General features: G+C 67.4%; 16 protein-coding genes. 7 read left to right on the top strand and 9 right to left on the bottom strand.

Annotated features, from left to right (window positions below; translation table 11 throughout):
* The first annotated feature begins 96 nt into the window (after nt 1-96).
* The 5 genes from V6V88_RS20810 (at nt 97) to V6V88_RS20790 (ending at nt 3,722) form a co-directional block, all read left to right on the top strand.
* A complete protein-coding gene (locus V6V88_RS20810; protein WP_196589540.1) occupies nt 97-255 on the top strand; it encodes a DUF5993 family protein in 159 nt (52 codons plus the stop codon).
* Nucleotides 256-265: 10 nt separating this feature from the next.
* Complete coding sequence (locus V6V88_RS20805; protein ID WP_338616162.1) at nt 266-838, top strand: disulfide bond formation protein B; 573 nt, start codon at nt 266-268, stop codon at nt 836-838.
* A 104-nt stretch (nt 839-942) separates the two neighbouring features.
* Nucleotides 943-1,464: a 5-(carboxyamino)imidazole ribonucleotide mutase gene (purE, locus tag V6V88_RS20800; protein WP_056570908.1), complete on the top strand. Its 522-nt coding sequence runs from the start codon at nt 943-945 to the stop codon at nt 1,462-1,464.
* A 5-nt stretch (nt 1,465-1,469) separates the two neighbouring features.
* Entirely contained in the window at nt 1,470-2,660 is a 1,191-nt protein-coding gene (locus V6V88_RS20795; protein ID WP_179689886.1) for a 5-(carboxyamino)imidazole ribonucleotide synthase, read from the top strand.
* 12 nt (nt 2,661-2,672) lie between these two features.
* A complete protein-coding gene (locus V6V88_RS20790; protein WP_338616158.1) occupies nt 2,673-3,722 on the top strand; it encodes an L-threonylcarbamoyladenylate synthase in 1,050 nt (349 codons plus the stop codon).
* A gap of 9 nt (nt 3,723-3,731) precedes the next feature.
* Here V6V88_RS20790 and V6V88_RS20785 read toward each other — a convergent pair whose 3' ends face one another.
* From V6V88_RS20785 to V6V88_RS20770, 4 genes are read right to left on the bottom strand one after another with little or no spacing between them, the layout of a single operon-like run.
* On the bottom strand, nt 3,732-4,559 hold the full coding sequence (locus V6V88_RS20785; RefSeq protein ID WP_175211322.1) for an IclR family transcriptional regulator C-terminal domain-containing protein: 828 nt from the start codon (nt 4,557-4,559) through the stop codon (nt 3,732-3,734).
* On the bottom strand, nt 4,559-5,200 hold the full coding sequence (locus V6V88_RS20780) for a 3-oxoacid CoA-transferase subunit B (RefSeq protein WP_175211320.1): 642 nt from the start codon (nt 5,198-5,200) through the stop codon (nt 4,559-4,561). Before V6V88_RS20780 ends, V6V88_RS20785 begins: the two co-directional genes overlap by 1 nt.
* Before the next feature lie 25 nt (nt 5,201-5,225).
* Complete coding sequence (locus V6V88_RS20775; protein ID WP_179689884.1) at nt 5,226-5,906, bottom strand: 3-oxoacid CoA-transferase subunit A; 681 nt, start codon at nt 5,904-5,906, stop codon at nt 5,226-5,228.
* Nucleotides 5,907-5,947: 41 nt separating this feature from the next.
* Nucleotides 5,948-6,967 carry a tripartite tricarboxylate transporter substrate binding protein gene (locus V6V88_RS20770; RefSeq protein ID WP_056326732.1) on the bottom strand — a complete coding sequence of 340 codons (1,020 nt, stop codon included), beginning with the start codon at nt 6,965-6,967 and terminating at the stop codon, nt 5,948-5,950.
* Between the two features lie 356 nt (nt 6,968-7,323).
* Between V6V88_RS20770 and V6V88_RS20765 the strand changes: the two genes are divergently transcribed.
* Together V6V88_RS20765 and V6V88_RS20760 are read left to right on the top strand one after the other, a co-directional pair.
* Nucleotides 7,324-8,346 carry an amino acid ABC transporter substrate-binding protein gene (locus V6V88_RS20765; RefSeq protein WP_056326734.1) on the top strand — a complete coding sequence of 341 codons (1,023 nt, stop codon included), beginning with the start codon at nt 7,324-7,326 and terminating at the stop codon, nt 8,344-8,346.
* A 277-nt stretch (nt 8,347-8,623) separates the two neighbouring features.
* Entirely contained in the window at nt 8,624-10,183 is a 1,560-nt protein-coding gene (locus tag V6V88_RS20760) for an acetolactate synthase large subunit (RefSeq protein ID WP_062841703.1), read from the top strand.
* 44 nt (nt 10,184-10,227) lie between these two features.
* On the opposite strand, the gene V6V88_RS20755 is transcribed toward V6V88_RS20760, so the two are convergent.
* Genes V6V88_RS20755 through V6V88_RS20735 form a run of 5 tightly spaced genes read right to left on the bottom strand, consistent with a single transcriptional unit; the run spans nt 10,228 to nt 14,864 of the window.
* On the bottom strand, nt 10,228-10,938 hold the full coding sequence (locus tag V6V88_RS20755; protein ID WP_062841704.1) for an ABC transporter ATP-binding protein: 711 nt from the start codon (nt 10,936-10,938) through the stop codon (nt 10,228-10,230).
* Complete coding sequence (locus V6V88_RS20750) at nt 10,938-11,699, bottom strand: ABC transporter ATP-binding protein (protein ID WP_062841705.1); 762 nt, start codon at nt 11,697-11,699, stop codon at nt 10,938-10,940. Before V6V88_RS20750 ends, V6V88_RS20755 begins: the two co-directional genes overlap by 1 nt.
* Nucleotides 11,692-12,762, bottom strand: coding sequence for a branched-chain amino acid ABC transporter permease (locus V6V88_RS20745; protein ID WP_338616154.1), 1,071 nt, complete (start codon nt 12,760-12,762; stop codon nt 11,692-11,694). The genes V6V88_RS20750 and V6V88_RS20745 overlap by 8 nt, the downstream gene beginning before the upstream one ends.
* A 28-nt stretch (nt 12,763-12,790) precedes the next feature.
* Nucleotides 12,791-13,672: a branched-chain amino acid ABC transporter permease gene (locus V6V88_RS20740; protein WP_056326745.1), complete on the bottom strand. Its 882-nt coding sequence runs from the start codon at nt 13,670-13,672 to the stop codon at nt 12,791-12,793.
* Between the two features lie 31 nt (nt 13,673-13,703).
* On the bottom strand, nt 13,704-14,864 hold the full coding sequence (locus V6V88_RS20735) for an ABC transporter substrate-binding protein (RefSeq protein ID WP_338616153.1): 1,161 nt from the start codon (nt 14,862-14,864) through the stop codon (nt 13,704-13,706).
* Between the last annotated feature and the right edge of the window lie 17 nt (nt 14,865-14,881).

Here is a 14,881-nt window from a genome sequence, read left to right as displayed (position 1 = left end):
CGGGCAAACCCGCATTTGCAGCACGAAATTATTTCGGATTGTTACGCTATACTCGTGCGCTGCTTGGTTCGGGAATTCCGAGAAAAGGAGCGCCGCATGGTGATGATGCTGCCCTTTGTGACGGGGGCGCTGGCAGTATGGTTTGGTCTCGTGGGCCGGCGCCGCCCCTGCGTGACGTTCTGGCTGCTGACCCTGGTCATCTTTGCCGCCTGGTGCAATTACCACATGACCAGTCCGCTGGCGTTGTCCCTGTGAAGCGCCGGCAATGATCTTTTCAAGCAACCCGGCGCGCGGCTCGCGCATCCTTAACGGTCTGGCCCTGCTCGGGGTCACCGCCATTCTCTGCATGGCCTTTGTCTGGCAATTCGCCTACGACGAACTGCCGTGTCCGCTATGCCTGCTGCAGCGTGTCGCGCTGATGCTTGCCGGCGTGGGATTCCTCTTGAACATGCGGCTCGGCCCGTCGCCGATGCACTACGCCATGAGCATCGCGGGCGCGCTGGCCGGGATGCTTGCGTCGGGGCGTCAGGTGCTGCTGCATATTGCGCCGGGCGATTTGGGCTACGGCACGCCCTTTCTTGGCGTGCATTTCTATACGTGGGCGTTCGTCGCCTTCACGGCGATCATCGTGTTCTGCGTCGTGATGCTGTGCGTGGACCGCAAATGGGGCGACAGCATGCTCAAGAAGCCCGTGTCGGCGCTGGGCATGGTGGTCATGGCCCTGTTTTTCATTGTCGCGCTGGCCAACGCCGGCAGCACCACGCTGCAGTGCGGCTTCGGGCCGTGCCCCGACGATCCGGTCAGCTACCTTTGGCTGCAAACTGCGGCCACGCCGTAGGGTCCGCCGCGCCGGGTAAAATAGCGGGTTTTCGCGGGCCGGTCCCGCGGTTTCCTGACATTTCGCGGCGCGTGCGCCGTGGTCTCAACTACTAGACACCGGTTATGACAGACCAGACTTCCGCAGCGGCGCAAGCCTCCCCCGTGGTGGGCGTGATTATGGGATCTTCCAGCGATTGGGAGGTCATGAAGCACGCGGTGACGATGCTGGAGGATTTTGGCGTCGCTTATGAGGCGCGCGTGATCTCCGCGCACCGCATGCCGCAGGACATGGCCGAATACGGCGCCGCCGCGCACCAGCGCGGTCTGCGCGGCATCATCGCCGGCGCTGGCGGCGCGGCGCACCTGCCGGGCATGATGGCCGCCCTGACCGAGGTGCCGGTGTTCGGCGTGCCGGTCCCGTCCAAGTACCTGCGCGGCGAAGACTCGCTGCTGTCCATCGTGCAGATGCCCAAGGGCGTGCCGGTCGCCACCTTCGCCATCGGCGAAGCCGGCGCCGCCAACGCCGCGCTGCATGTGATCGCCACGCTGGCGGGCACCGACGCCGGCCTGCACGCAAAGCTGGTGGCATTCCGCGCCCGCCAGACGCAGGCCGCGCGCGACATGAAGGTTCCGCCCGAGGCCTGACGCGTATGACTCAATCGACTTCTTTCATGATTGCGCCCGGCGGCTGGCTGGGCATGCTGGGCGGCGGGCAGTTGGGCCGCATGTTCTGTCACGCCGCGCAAAGCCTCGGCTACAAGGTGGCGGTGCTGGATCCGGCCGCCGAGTGCCCGGCCGGCATGGTCGCCGACCTGCACATCCAGGCCGCCTATGACGACGAGGCCGGCCTGGCCCGCCTGGCGCAGACCTGCCAGGCCGTCACCACCGAATTCGAAAACGTGCCCGCCGACAGCCTGCGCGCGCTGGCGACCCGTTGCCGCGTCAGCCCGGCGGGCGACGCCGTGGCGATCGTGCAGGACCGCATCGCGGAAAAGACCTTCATCGCCGCGCAAGGCATCCCGGTTGCGCCGCACGCCGCCATCCGCAGCGAGGCGGACCTGCATGCCGCGTCCGAAGCCCTGTTCCCCGGCATTCTCAAGGTCGCCCGCCTGGGTTACGACGGCAAGGGCCAGGCCCGCATCGACACCCGCGAAGAAGCCATCGCGGCCTTCGCCGAGTTCGGGGGCGTGGCCTGCGTGCTGGAAGCGCTGATGCCGCTGGATTACGAAATCTCGGTGGTGCTGGCGCGCGGCTTTGACGGCGCCAGCGTGGTGTTTCCCGTGGCGCGCAACGTGCACCGCGACGGCATTCTGGCGGTGTCCACCGCCGCGCCCGTGCAGCAGGACGCCGCCCACGCCGAACGCCAGGCGCGCGCGACCGAGGCCGCGCAGGCCATCGCGCAGGGCCTGGGCTACCACGGCGTGCTGTGCGTGGAATTCTTCGTGCTCAAGGACGGCAGCCTCATCGTCAACGAGATCGCGCCGCGCCCGCACAACAGCGGCCACTACACGATCGATGCCTGCGTCACCAGCCAGTTCGAGCAGCAGGCGCGCGCCATGGCCGGCCTGCCGCTGGGCGGCACCGACCTCCTGGCCCCGGCCGTCATGCTGAACATCCTGGGCGACATCTGGTACGCCAACGACACCGACACCGCGCAACGCGAGCCCGACTGGGCGGCTGCGCTGGCGGTGCCGTCCGCCAAGCTGCATCTGTACGGCAAGCACGAGGCGCGTCGCGGCCGCAAGATGGGGCACGTCACCATCGTGGCGGCCACGCTGCAGCAGGCCCGTGACGATGCCGCCCGCGTGGCGGCCGCGCTGGGCATGCAGGCGCCCGAATAAAGCGGCGAACCGATGTCCTCCTCCACGCCCGCCACCGCCAGCGCCGCGCAAATCGCCCACGCCGCCCAGCGCATGCTGGACGGCGAACTGGCCGCCTTTCCGACCGAGACCGTCTACGGGCTGGGCGCGGACGCCGAAAATCCGCAGGCGGTTGCCAAGATCTACGCGGCCAAGGGCCGGCCGTCAAACCATCCTGTCATCGTGCATATCGCGCCTGATGGCGATGTGTCGTATTGGGCGGCGCACGTGCCGCCCGAGGCGCGGCTGCTGATCAACGCGTTCTGGCCGGGTCCGCTGACCCTGATCCTCAAGCGCGCGCCGCATATCGTGGACACGGTGAGCGGCGGCCAGGACAGCATCGGCATTCGCTGTCCCTCGCACCCGGTGGCGCAGGCGCTGCTGACGGCTTTTGCCGCCGGCAAGCCGAACGGGCAGGGCGGCGTGGCTGCCCCGTCCGCCAACAAGTTCGGGCAAGTGTCCCCCACCCGCGCCGAGCATGTGCGCAGCGAGTTCCCGGACGAAGTCGCGGCCGGCATGCCCGTGCTGGAAGGCGGCGCGTCGGAGGTGGGCATCGAGTCCACGATCCTGGATCTGTCGCGCCTGGACGCGGGCGCGGGGCCCGTGCTGCTGCGGCCCGGCCACATCAGCGCCGCGCAGCTCGAAGCCGTGCTGGGCGTGCAGGTCTTTGCGCCCGACGCCGCGGCGCCGCGCGCCTCGGGCACGCTGAAGGCGCATTACGCGCCGCGCACGCCGCTGGAGCTGGCAAGCGACGCACGCATGCAGGAAGTGGTGCTGGGACGCAACCTGCCAGAAGGGCGCGTCGTGCTGGTGGCGTACGGCCCGCAGCCCGCCGCAGTCGATGCGCGCGTGCAGTGGCAAGCGGTGCCGGCGGACCCGGCCCGTTACGCGCAGGCGCTGTACGGCCTGCTGCGCGATCTGGACGGGCAGGGCTATGCGCGCATCATCGTGCAGGCGCCGCCCGCCACCGACGACTGGCACGCGGTCAACGACCGCATTGGCCGTGCCGCCGCCGCCTTCACGCTGGACACCACCGGCCTGTAGCCTGGCCGCTCAGGCGGCCAGGAATTCCCCGATCCGTTCAACGGCCTGCCGCAAGGGTGGCAGGAATTCGTCCTGCAAGCGCTCGAGCGGCACGCGCGCGGCCTTCACGCTGACGTTCACGGCGCCGCACGCCTTGCCGCTGGCCGAGCGCACGACCACCGAGATCGCGCGCACATTCAATTCCAGTTCCTGGTCGACCACCGCGTATCCCTGCTCGCGGATGCGCGCCAGTTCCGCGCGCAGTCTTGCCTCGGTGGTCAACGTGAACTCGGTGTAGGGCTGCAGGTCGGTTGCCGCAAAATACCGTGCCAGCGCGGGCTCGGGCAACTCCGCCAGCAGCACGCGCCCGATGGACGTGCAATACGCGGGCAAGCGGCTTCCCAGGCCCATTGACGTGGCCAGCAGGCGGTTCACCTCCGAACGCGCCAGGTACAGCATCTCGTGGCCTTCCATGATGGCGAGCGCGCAGGTCTCGTTTACGGTGGCGCTCAGCTCCTCCAGCACGGGCTGCGCCAGCGAGACGAACGGGGTGGACGAAAAATACGCGTAGCCCAGCCCCAGGATGCGCGGCGTCAGCACGTACAGCCGGCCATGCTGTTCGGCCATGCCCAGCAGGATCAGCGTGTGCAGGCAGCGCTGCACCACCGCGCGCGGCAGGTTGGCGCGCCGGCTCAGCTCGGCGGCGGTCTGGGGATGGCGGCGGGTGCCGAACGCGCGAATGACGTGCAGGCCGCGCGCCAGCGTCAGCATGTAGTCCGGATCGCCGCGCAGCTGGTCGGGATGGTCTTCGGCCGCGGGCGGCGCCGCGTAGCCCGGAGGAGGCAGGTTCGGCAGCATCAGCCGGCACGCAGCGGCGCGCCGGTGCGCGCCTGCAATTCGGTCAGGGTCATGCCGTCGATCATATCCCGGACGACAAGCCCGTCCGGCGTCACGTCGATGACCGCGAGGTCGGTGTAGATGCGGTCCACCACGCCGGCGCCGGTAAGCGGATAGGTGCAGCGCTCGACGATCTTGGGATCGCCGTTCTTGCTGTTGTGCTCCATCATGATGAACACGCTGCGCGCGCCGACGGCCAGGTCCATCGCGCCGCCCACGGCCGGCGCCTCGCCCGGCTTGTTGAGCGACCAGTTGGCCAGGTCGCCGTTGGCCGCGACCTGCATGCCGCCCATGACGCAGATGTCGAGGTGGCCGCCGCGCATCATCGCGAACGAGTCCGCATGATGGAAGAACGACCCGCCCGTCAAGAGCGTCACGGGCTGCTTGCCCGCGTTGATGAGGTCCAGGTTGATGTCGGCCTCGGCCGGGGGCGGGCCCATGCCAAGAATGCCGTTCTCGCTGTGCAGCACGATCTCGCGGCCTTCGGGCAAATGCGCGGCCACCAGCACCGGCATGCCGATGCCCAGGTTCACGTAGCTGCCGTCGGGGATGTCCAGGGCCAGGCGGCGCGCCATGGCTTCGCGGGTCAGGGGACGAAACATGCGGACTCCTGCATGAAGGGTTGCGTCAGCTGGAAAAGGCGGCGTTGGGCACTTCGGTGACGCGCTTGACGAAGATGCCCGGCGTCACGACCGCCTCGGGCGGCAGCTCACCCAGTTCGGCCTTGGCGCGCACCTGCACGATGGTCGTCCGTGCGGCCATGCACATGATGGGACCGAAGTTGCGCGCGCTCATGTTGTAAGTGAGGTTGCCCCAGCGGTCGCCACGGTCGGCCTTGACCAGCGCGAAGTCGCCATGCAAGGGTTCTTCGAACACGTGGCCGCGGCCGTTGATGATGCGGGTCTCCTTGCCGCGCGCAAGCTCGGTGCCGTAGGCGGTGGGCGTGAAAAAGCCGCCCAGCCCGGCGCCGGCCGCGCGCAGGCGTTCGGCGATGGTGCCTTGCGGCACGCATTCCAGTTCGATGCGGCCTTCGCGGTAGAGCGCGTCGAAGACCCAGGAGTGAGACGCCTTCGGAAACGAGCAGATGACCTTGCGCACGCGTTGGGCCTTGACCAGCGCGGCCAGGCCCGTTTCGTGGTTGCCCGCATTGTTGCTGACCACGGTCAGGTCGCGCGCGCCCTGGTCGATGAGCGCATGGATCAGTTCGGTGGGCATGCCGGCGCCGCCGAACCCGCTGATCAGCACGGTGGCGCCATCGTGGATGTCCGCCACGGCGGCCGCGGGGGTGTCGATGAACTTGTCGATCATGGAGGGCTCCGATGGGGCGGGCGCGGCGGCGCCCGGCCCGCTCAGTTCACGGTGATGTTGGCCTGCTTGATGATCTCGGCGTAGCGCGCCGAGTCCTTCTTCATCAATTCGGCAAACTGCGCCGGCGTGCCGCCCACCGGCAAGAAGCCCGCATCCACGAACTTCTGCCGCACGTCGGGTTCCTTGACGATTTCGCTGATCTCACGCGCCATGCGTTCGATGATCGGCTTGGGCGTGTTGGCGGGCGCCATCAGTCCGGCCCACGAGCCGGTGACAAAACCCGGCATGCCGGCTTCTTCCATCGTGGGAATGTCCGGTTCCGTGGGCCAGCGTTCCTTGCCCGTGAACGCCAGCGCCTTCAGGCGGTTCTGCTTGACGTACTGCATCGGAACCAGCACGGGATCGAACACCATGGACACGCGGTTACCCAGCAGGTCCGTGAGGATCGGCGCGCTGCCCTTGTAGGCTACGTGGGTCATCGTGATCTTGTTCTGCAGCGCGAAGTCGGCGCCGGTCAGATGCGCGCTGGATCCATTGCCGCTGGACGCATAGGTGAGCTTGTCCGGATTCTTGCGGGCATAGGCGACCAGTTCGGCCACGTTCTTGACCGGCAGCTCGTTCGCCACGAACAGAAACAGCGGCAGGTCCGCCATCTGCACGACCGGCGTCAGGTCCGCGGGCGTGTAGCCCAGCTTGTAGAGATGAAAGTTGATGATGTAGGCCGGCAGCATCGACAGGAACGTGTAGCCGTCGGGCTCGGCCTTGGCGGCAATCGCCGATCCCAGGCTGCTGTTGGCGCCGGGGCGGTTCTCGACGACGATGGTCTGGTTCAGCCTCGGCCCCAGCTTTTCCATCACGATGCGCGTCACGATGTCGGTCGATCCGCCCGGCGTGTACGGCACGATGATCTTGATGGGCTTGCTGGGCCAGTTGTCGGCCGCGTGGGCGGGGCCGGCGGCCACACCGGTTGCCGCCAGCGCGGCGAACAGCAGGTTCCTGAGGGCCTGGCGGCGGTCAGTGGCCGCCGGGCGAGGGGGCTGCGACTTGCATGCTTGTGCCATGGACTTGTCTCCTCCATGAATTGGCCGATCAGCGGTGCGCGTCCGGGTTTTTGTGTGACGCGACCGGCTTTTTTTAAAGGGCTGCGGCTTTGCTGACTATCGGACAAAGACGCAAAAAAAGTATGGCACGCGGGGATGTGCAGGGCGGCGGGGCGCCGCGGCAATAAAGTTCGATCACCGGACACGGCGGCGCCGTTCGAGGACGACGCGACTTACGGGTTTTCACTAGGGATTCGTGCGTTGTTCACGCTGTGGACATGCCTTAATCTGGCGGCCGGTCCAGTAAGGCGGGACCCGGTTTCAGCCGCTCCCGGTTACGAGCCCCGAGCGGCCATCTATCTCAGGAGAAGCACGACATGAAGCGGAAATTGATGGTTGCGGCCGGCGCGATTGCCCTGGCCTGCGCGTCCCAGGCGGCGATGGCCGGTCCCACGCTGGACGCGGTGAAAAAGAAGGGATTCGTGCAGTGCGGCCTGACGGACGGCGTCTCCGGATTCTCCGCGACGAACAGCAAGGGCGAATGGGAAGGCATGGACGTGGACATCTGCCGTGCCGTGGCGGCGGCGGTGTTTGGCGATGCCTCCAAGTTCAAGGGCACCGCGCTGTCCACCCAGCAGCGCTTCACGGCGCTGCAGTCGGGCGAAGTCGACGTGCTGCTGCGCACGGTGACGCTGACGCAGACGCGCGACACGTCGCTCGGCCTGTCCGCCGTTGCCGCCAGCTTCTACGACGGCCAGGGCATCCTGGTAAGCAAGAAATTGGGCGTCAAGAGCGCCAAGGAACTGAACGGCGCCACCGTCTGCGTGCAGCCCGGCACCACCACCGAATTGAACCTGGCCGACTGGTTCCGCGCCAACAACATCGAGTTCAAGCCGGTCGTGATCGACAAGGTGACCGAAGTCGTGCGCGCCTTTGAATCCGGCCGCTGCGACGCCTTCACGGACGACGCCTCGCAACTGGCCGCCGTGCGCGCCACGCAGGTCGCCAACCCCAACGACTACGAAATCCTGCCCGAGCGCTTCTCCAAGGAGCCGCTGGGTCCCATGGTCCGCCAGGGCGACGAGAACTGGCTGGGCATCGTGCGCTGGACGCTGTTCGCGCTGCTGGAAGCCGAGGAATACGGCATCACGCAAAAGAACGTGGATGAAATGCTCAAGAGCAAGAATCCCAACGTCCTGCGCATCCTGGGCGTGACGCCGGGCGCGGGCAAGAACATGGGCCTGGATGAAAAGTGGGCCTACAACGCCATCAAGGCGGTGGGCAACTACAGCGAAATCTTCGAGCGCAACGTGGGCAAGGACAGCAAGCTGGGCCTGCAGCGCGGCACGAACGCGCTGTGGAACCAGGGCGGCGCGATGTATCCGTGGCCGATCCGTTGATGTGCCGGCAGCCGTAGCGGCCGGATAAGGCATCCTTCCGACCCATGCAAGGCCTCCCTCGGGAGGCCTTGCCGTTTTTGCAGACGCCTTGAGCTGGCCCCACGATCCGCCCGGGCGCACGCCGCCGCCTTGTTTCGGCTGACGGAACCTTGCAGGAATGGTTCCATGCGCCCGATCGTAAATGGCTCTATCGCGAATCCGCCAGGCTCCCTATGATGTCCGTTGCGCGGGTGGCCATGCCACCCGCCTGCCATTGATAACTACCAGGGAAACAACGATGAACGGCGCCGACAGCCTCTGCGACACCTTGCTTGCCAATGATGTGGACGTTTGCTTTGCAAATCCGGGCACATCCGAGATGCATTTTGTGGCGGCCCTGGATCGCAAGCCCAAGATGCGCTGCGTGCTGGGCCTGTTCGAAGGCGTGGTGACCGGCGCCGCCGACGGCTACGCCCGCATGGCCGACAAGCCGGCCGCGACGCTGCTGCATCTGGGCCCGGGCCTGGGCAATGGCCTTGCCAACCTGCATAACGCCAAACGCGCCCGCACCCCCATGGTCAACATCGTGGGCGACCACGCCACGTATCACGTCCAGTACGACGCGCCGCTGACCAGCGACGTGGAAGGCGTGGCGCGCCCGATGTCGCATTGGGTCAAGCGCACGATGACGGCGTCGGCCCTGTCCGCGGATGCCGCCGAGGCGGTCGCCGTGGCGCGCCGCGCGCCGGGCAATATCGCCACCTTGATCCTGCCGGCCGACACGGCCTGGACCGAATTGCCCGATAACGCGCCCGCGCCCATCGTGGCCAAGGACGACGCGCTGGCGCAGACCACCGCCGATGCCGTGCGCGCCGCCGCCGCGGCCATCCGCTCGGGCGAAGTCACCGTGCTGATGCTGGGCGGCGCCGCGCTGCGCGAGCGCGCATTGAACGCGGCGGGGCGCATTGCACGCGCGACCGGCGTGCGCCTGGTATCGGAAACGTCGAACCGCCGCATCGAGCGCGGCGGCTCGCGCACCCCGGTGGATCGCCTGCCGTATCCGATCGACCTGGCCGTCGCCAAGCTCAAGGACGTCAAGCACCTGGTGTTGGCGGGCGCCAAGTCGCCGGTCGGTTTCTTTGCCTATCCGGGCAAGCCCAGCCTGTTGGCGCCGCAGGACAGCAACCAGGTGGTGCTGGCCACGGCCGACCAGGACCTGCCGCACGCGCTGGAGTGGCTTGCCGACGAACTGGGCATCGCCGCCGATGCGCCGCGCCTGACGGCGCCCGCCGCCAGTTATGAAGTGCCCGCGTCCGGCAAGCTGACCGGTGCCGCCGTCAACATCCTGGTCGCGCATCATCTGCCCGAACAGGCCATCGTTTGCGACGAGTCCATCACGCAGGGCCGCGAGTTTCCGCTGTACAGCGTCAGCAGCGCGCCGCACGACTGGCTGATGCTGACGGGTGGCGCGATCGGCATCGGCCTGCCGCTGGCGACGGGCGCGGCAGTGGCGTGCCCCGACCGCAAGGTGGTGACCTTGCAGGCGGACGGCAGCGGCATGTACACGCTGCAGGCCTTGTGGACGCAGGCGCGCGAAAACCTGGATTGCCTCACCATTATCCTGGCCAACCGTTCGTACGCCACGCTGCATGGCGAGATGAAAAACGTGGGCGTGCAGGAACCGGGCCGCAATGCGCGCCGCATGCTGGACCTGCAGGACCCGCATCTGGAATGGACCCATCTTGCGCGCGGCATGGGCGTGGAAGCAGTCAGCGTGGATACGGTCGAAGGCTTTGCGCGCGCGCTGGCCGAAGGCCTGAAGCGGCGCGGCCCCTTCCTGATCGAAGCCGTGATCTGACGGTTGCCCCGGCGGCGCGGGCGTTCTCCCCACGCGCCGCGCCGCTACACCCCCAGATAGCGCGTCAACTGCTCGGGCTGCCGGGCCAGCGACGCGCTGTCGCCATCCTGCACGATCAATCCCTTTTCCATCACGAGGCACCGGTCGGTGTGTTCCAGCACCGCGCGGTAGTTGCGGTCCACGATCAGCGTGGACATGCCGGTGGCGCGGATCTCGCGGATGATGCGCCAGATCTCCGCCACGATCAGCGGCGCCAGGCCCTCGGTGGCCTCGTCCAGGATCAGGAGGTCGGGGTTGGTCATCAGCGCACGGCCGATGGCCAGCATCTGCTGCTCGCCGCCCGACAACTGCTGGCCGCCGTGGGCGAGGCGTTCGTGCAGCCGGGGAAACGTGTCCAGCACACGCGCATAGGTCCAGTCCTGGCCCGCGCGCTTGCCCGGGCGCGCCGCCACCTGCAGGTTCTCTCGCACGTTCAGGTTGGGAAAGATGCCGCGGCCCTCGGGCACATAGGCCACCCCCATCCGGGCGATCGCATGGGGCTGCGCGTGGGTGCAGTCGCTGCCGCGCACGCGCACGTTGCCCTGCGCGCTTTTCACGTGGCCCATCAGGCTGCGGATGAGCGTGGTCTTGCCCATGCCATTGCGGCCCACCAGTCCCACCGATTCGCCCGGCGCGATGTGCATGTCCACGCCCCGCAGGACATGGCTGGCGCCGTAGTACACGTGCAGTCCGCCTGCTTCGATCAGCGCGTGCATCAATGCGCTCCTTGTCCGTCTTCGCCCAGATAGGCGGTGCGCACTTCCGGATTGGCGCGGATCTGTGCGGGGGCGCCGCTGGCGATGGCGCTGCCGTTGACCATGACGGTGATGGTTTCGGCAATGCGGAACACGGCGTCCATGTCGTGCTCGACCAGCAGGATCGCGTGGCCCGCCTTCAGGGTCTGCAGCAGATCCAAGATGCGGTCGGTTTCCTCGGGGCCCATGCCCGCCAGCGGTTCATCCAGCAGCAGCACCTGCGGTTCGCCCGCCAGGCACATCGCAATTTCGAGCTGGCGCTTGCGGCCGTGCGGCAGCAGGCCGGCCGGTTGCCGCGCGTCGCCGGCCAGGCCCGTGCGGTCCAGCGCCGCGCCCGCCAGCTCGGCGCTGCGCCGGCAACTGGCGGCATCGCGCCACCAGTGCCAGAAGCGCTGCCGGCTGGCCTGCGCGGCCAGCCGGCAGTTTTCAAACACAGTCAGTTCCGGAAAGATCGTGGATCGCTGGTAGCTGCGGCCGAGCCCGGCGCGCGCCCGTTCGGGCTGAGGCCAGGCGGTGATGTCGCGACTGCCCAGCGTGACCTTTCCACTGCTGGCCGCCAGTTCACCCGACAGGATGTTGATGAGCGTGGACTTGCCCGCGCCGTTGGTGCCGATCACGGCATGCACCTGGCCGCGCAGCAGATCGAGCGATACACCGTTGACCGCGGTAAGACCGCCAAAGCGGCGCGTGACCGCGGCAGCAGAGAGCAGGACATCAGACATGGCGTTCTCCCTGGATGGGCAGGCGCGCGGCCGCCGGTTTGCTTTCCGCGCGGGCCGGGGGCGCCGCGTCTTTGCGAACGTCCGCGGCGCGCGCCTGGCGGCGTTCGCGCCATTGGGCCGGCAGACCTGCCAGCCCGTTCGGCAACAGCGCCACCAGCGCGATGATCGCCAGGCCCAGCGGCAGGTGCCAATGGCGCGCGTAGTCGCCAAACAGGTCCTGCGACTGGAACAGCTCTTGCAGCAGCACCATCGTCACCGTGCCCAGCACGGCGCCGCCCAGGCTGCCCATGCCGCCCAGGATGACCATCAGCAGCACCAGCCCGGACTGTTCCCAGGCCAACAGCTCCGGCGTGACGAAGCCATCTTTCAGTGCGAACAGAAAGCCCGCCAGGCCGGCCAGCGTGGCGCCGACGACATAGGCGGCCAGCTTGTAGGGATAAGTCGAATAGCCTGCCGCGCGCATGCGCTGTTCGTTGATGCGGATGCCGGCAAGCGCCGCGCCGAATGGCGAGCGGCGCAGCAACGCCAGAAAGCCCCACGTCAGCGCCAGGCAGGCCAGGACAAAGAAATAGAACGTGCCGGCGTTGCCCAGATCGAACGGCATCCAGCCGCCCAGCGAGAGTTCCGGCCGGAAATACAGATAGATGCCGTCGCTGCCGCCGCCGATCTTGGTGTCGTGCAACACGTAGTACGCCATCTGCGAAAACGCCAGCGTGACCATGATGAAGTACACGCCGCGCGTGCGCAGCGCCAGCGCCCCGGTCACCAGGGCATACGCGGCGGCCGCCAGAAGGGCGGGCGGCAGCAGCCACCACAGGCCGGCCGCTTCCGATTCGGGCGACAACAGCGCCGCCACGTAAGCGCCGATGCCGAAGAACGCCGCGTGTCCCAGGCTCACCAGCCCCGCGCCGCCCACCAGCAGTTGCAGGCTGAGCGCGAAGATCGCGTAGATCATGATCTTCACCGCCAGGCCGGTGTAGTAATCGCTGCCGCTGAAGGAAAAGGCCGCCAGCGCCAGCAGCGTGGCGATGGGCAGAAGTCGGTTAAGCAGAGGCGCGCGCATGCATGGGTCCTTTTGAGGTCGACAGGACCTAGCCCTGTTTGAACAGCCCTTCGGGCTTGCAGAGAAGAATGAGGGCCATCAGCAGATAGACCAGCACGCCCGCCGCGGAAGGGAACAGCACCTGGCCGAAGGTTTCCGCAAAGCCCACCAGCATCGCGGCCAGGAAGGCGCCGCGAATCGACCCGATGCCGCCGATCACCACCACCACGAAACAGATGATGAGCACGCCGTTGCCCATGCCGGGATACACCGATGACACGGGCGCGGCGATGCTGCCGGCCAGCGCCGCCAGCGCCACGCCTGCGGCGAACACGACGCGGTAGAGCTTGTTGATGTCGATGCCCAGCGAGCTGATCATCTCGCGGTTGCTGGCGCCGGCGCGCAGCATCATGCCCAGCCGCGTGCGCGAGATCATCCAGTACAGCAGCAGCGCGACGACGATGCCCACGGCGGAAATGAAAAGGCGGTAGACGGGATAGGTCATCACGTCGCCCAGCGCAATGCTGCCGCGCAGCCATTCGGGCAGAGGCACGCCATGCACGTCGTTGCCCACCAGAATGCTGCGCAGTTCCTCGAACACCAGGATCAGGCCGTACGTCATCAGCACCTGCTGCAGGTGATTGCGCTTGTACAGGTAGCTGAAAAACGCGGCTTCCAGCAGGTATCCCATCACGCCGGCCGCCAGCACGCAGACGGCCAACGTGGTGAGAAACCCGCCGCCCAGCCAGCGGTCGACCAGCGGGCCCAGCGCAAACGCCATGTACGCGCCGATCATGTAGAAGCTGCCGTGCGCCAGGTTGATGATGCCCATGATCCCGAAGATCAGCGTCAGGCCGCTGGCCACCAGGAACAGCAGCAAGCCGTACTGGAATGCGTTCAGGCTCTGGATGAGCAGGATGCTGATGTCCATGGGGCCTCCCGTGGCGGACGCGTTCGGCGGGCTACAGCTTGCAGCCGCGGGCGGGGTCGGCCAGCTTCTGCACCGCGACCTCGACGACCTTGTTTTCCAGGCCGTCGACGCGGCGCAGGTAGATGTCCTGAACGGGATTGCCGGCCTTGGACAACGTGAATGTGCCGCGCGGGCTGTCCACGGTGGCCGTGCGCATGGCGCTGCGGAAGTCGTTCTTCTTCGTGAAGTCGCCTTTCACGGCGGCAAGGCCCGACTGCATGAGCTGCGCGGCGTCATAGCCCTGCACCGCGTAGACGTCCGGCTGCATCTTGTACGCCTTGGAATAATCGGCGCGGAAGGCGTTGTCGCGCGGCGTGTTCAGGCCGTCGGCGTAGTGCAGCGTGGTCAGCAGCCCCTGCGCCGATGCGCCTTGCGCTTGCAGCGTGCCGTCGGTCAAAAAGCCCGAGCCGTACAGCGGAATCGTCTTGTCCAGGCCTGCCGCGTGATAGTCCTGCACGAACTTCACGGCGCCGCCGCCGGCAAAGAAGGTGAACACCATGTCGGGCTTGAGCGCGGCAATCTCGGTCAGGAGCGACTGGAATTCCACGTTGGGAAACGGCAGGCTCAGTTCGCGCACAACCTTGCCGCCGGCCTTCTCGAAACCTTCCCTGAAGCCGCCGATGGCCTCGTCGCCCGCCGCGTACTTCCAGGTGATGGTCACGGCGGTCTTGTGGCCCTTGGCGTACGCCACCGGTCCCATGGCGTAGGCCGGCTGCCAGTTGGTGAACGAGGTGCGGAAGATGCCCGGGCCGCACAGCGGACCGGTGATCGCGTTGGCGCCCGCGTTGGTGACGATCAGCGTGGTGTCGGCGTCCTTGGCCGCCTTGGCCAGCGCCATCGCCACGCCCGAATGCACGGTGCCGACCAGCACATCGACCTGATCGCGCTTGATGAGGCGGTTGGCGTTTTCGGCGGCCTTGGCCGGATTGGATTCGTCATCCACCTTGAAGTATTCGATCTCGCGTCCGCCGAGCTTGCCGCCTTGCTCGGCAACGTAAAGCTTGAAGCCGTTCTCGATGGCGTTGCCCAGCGCGGCAAACGTGCCGCTGTAGGGCAGCATGAAGCCGACCTTGAGCTTGTCGTCGGCATGCGCGCCGCTTGCGGCGATCGTCAGGGCGGCGGCCAGCGCGGCCCGGGTCAGGACGTGGTTCATGGTTTGTCTCCGTGCTT

Origin of the sequence: Achromobacter sp. E1 (assembly GCF_037039475.1) — a bacterium.
Lineage (GTDB): Bacteria > Pseudomonadota > Gammaproteobacteria > Burkholderiales > Burkholderiaceae_B > Achromobacter > Achromobacter mucicolens.
Note: the sequence above shows the minus strand (reverse complement) of the source record. Positions and strands in the feature narration are given on the sequence as shown.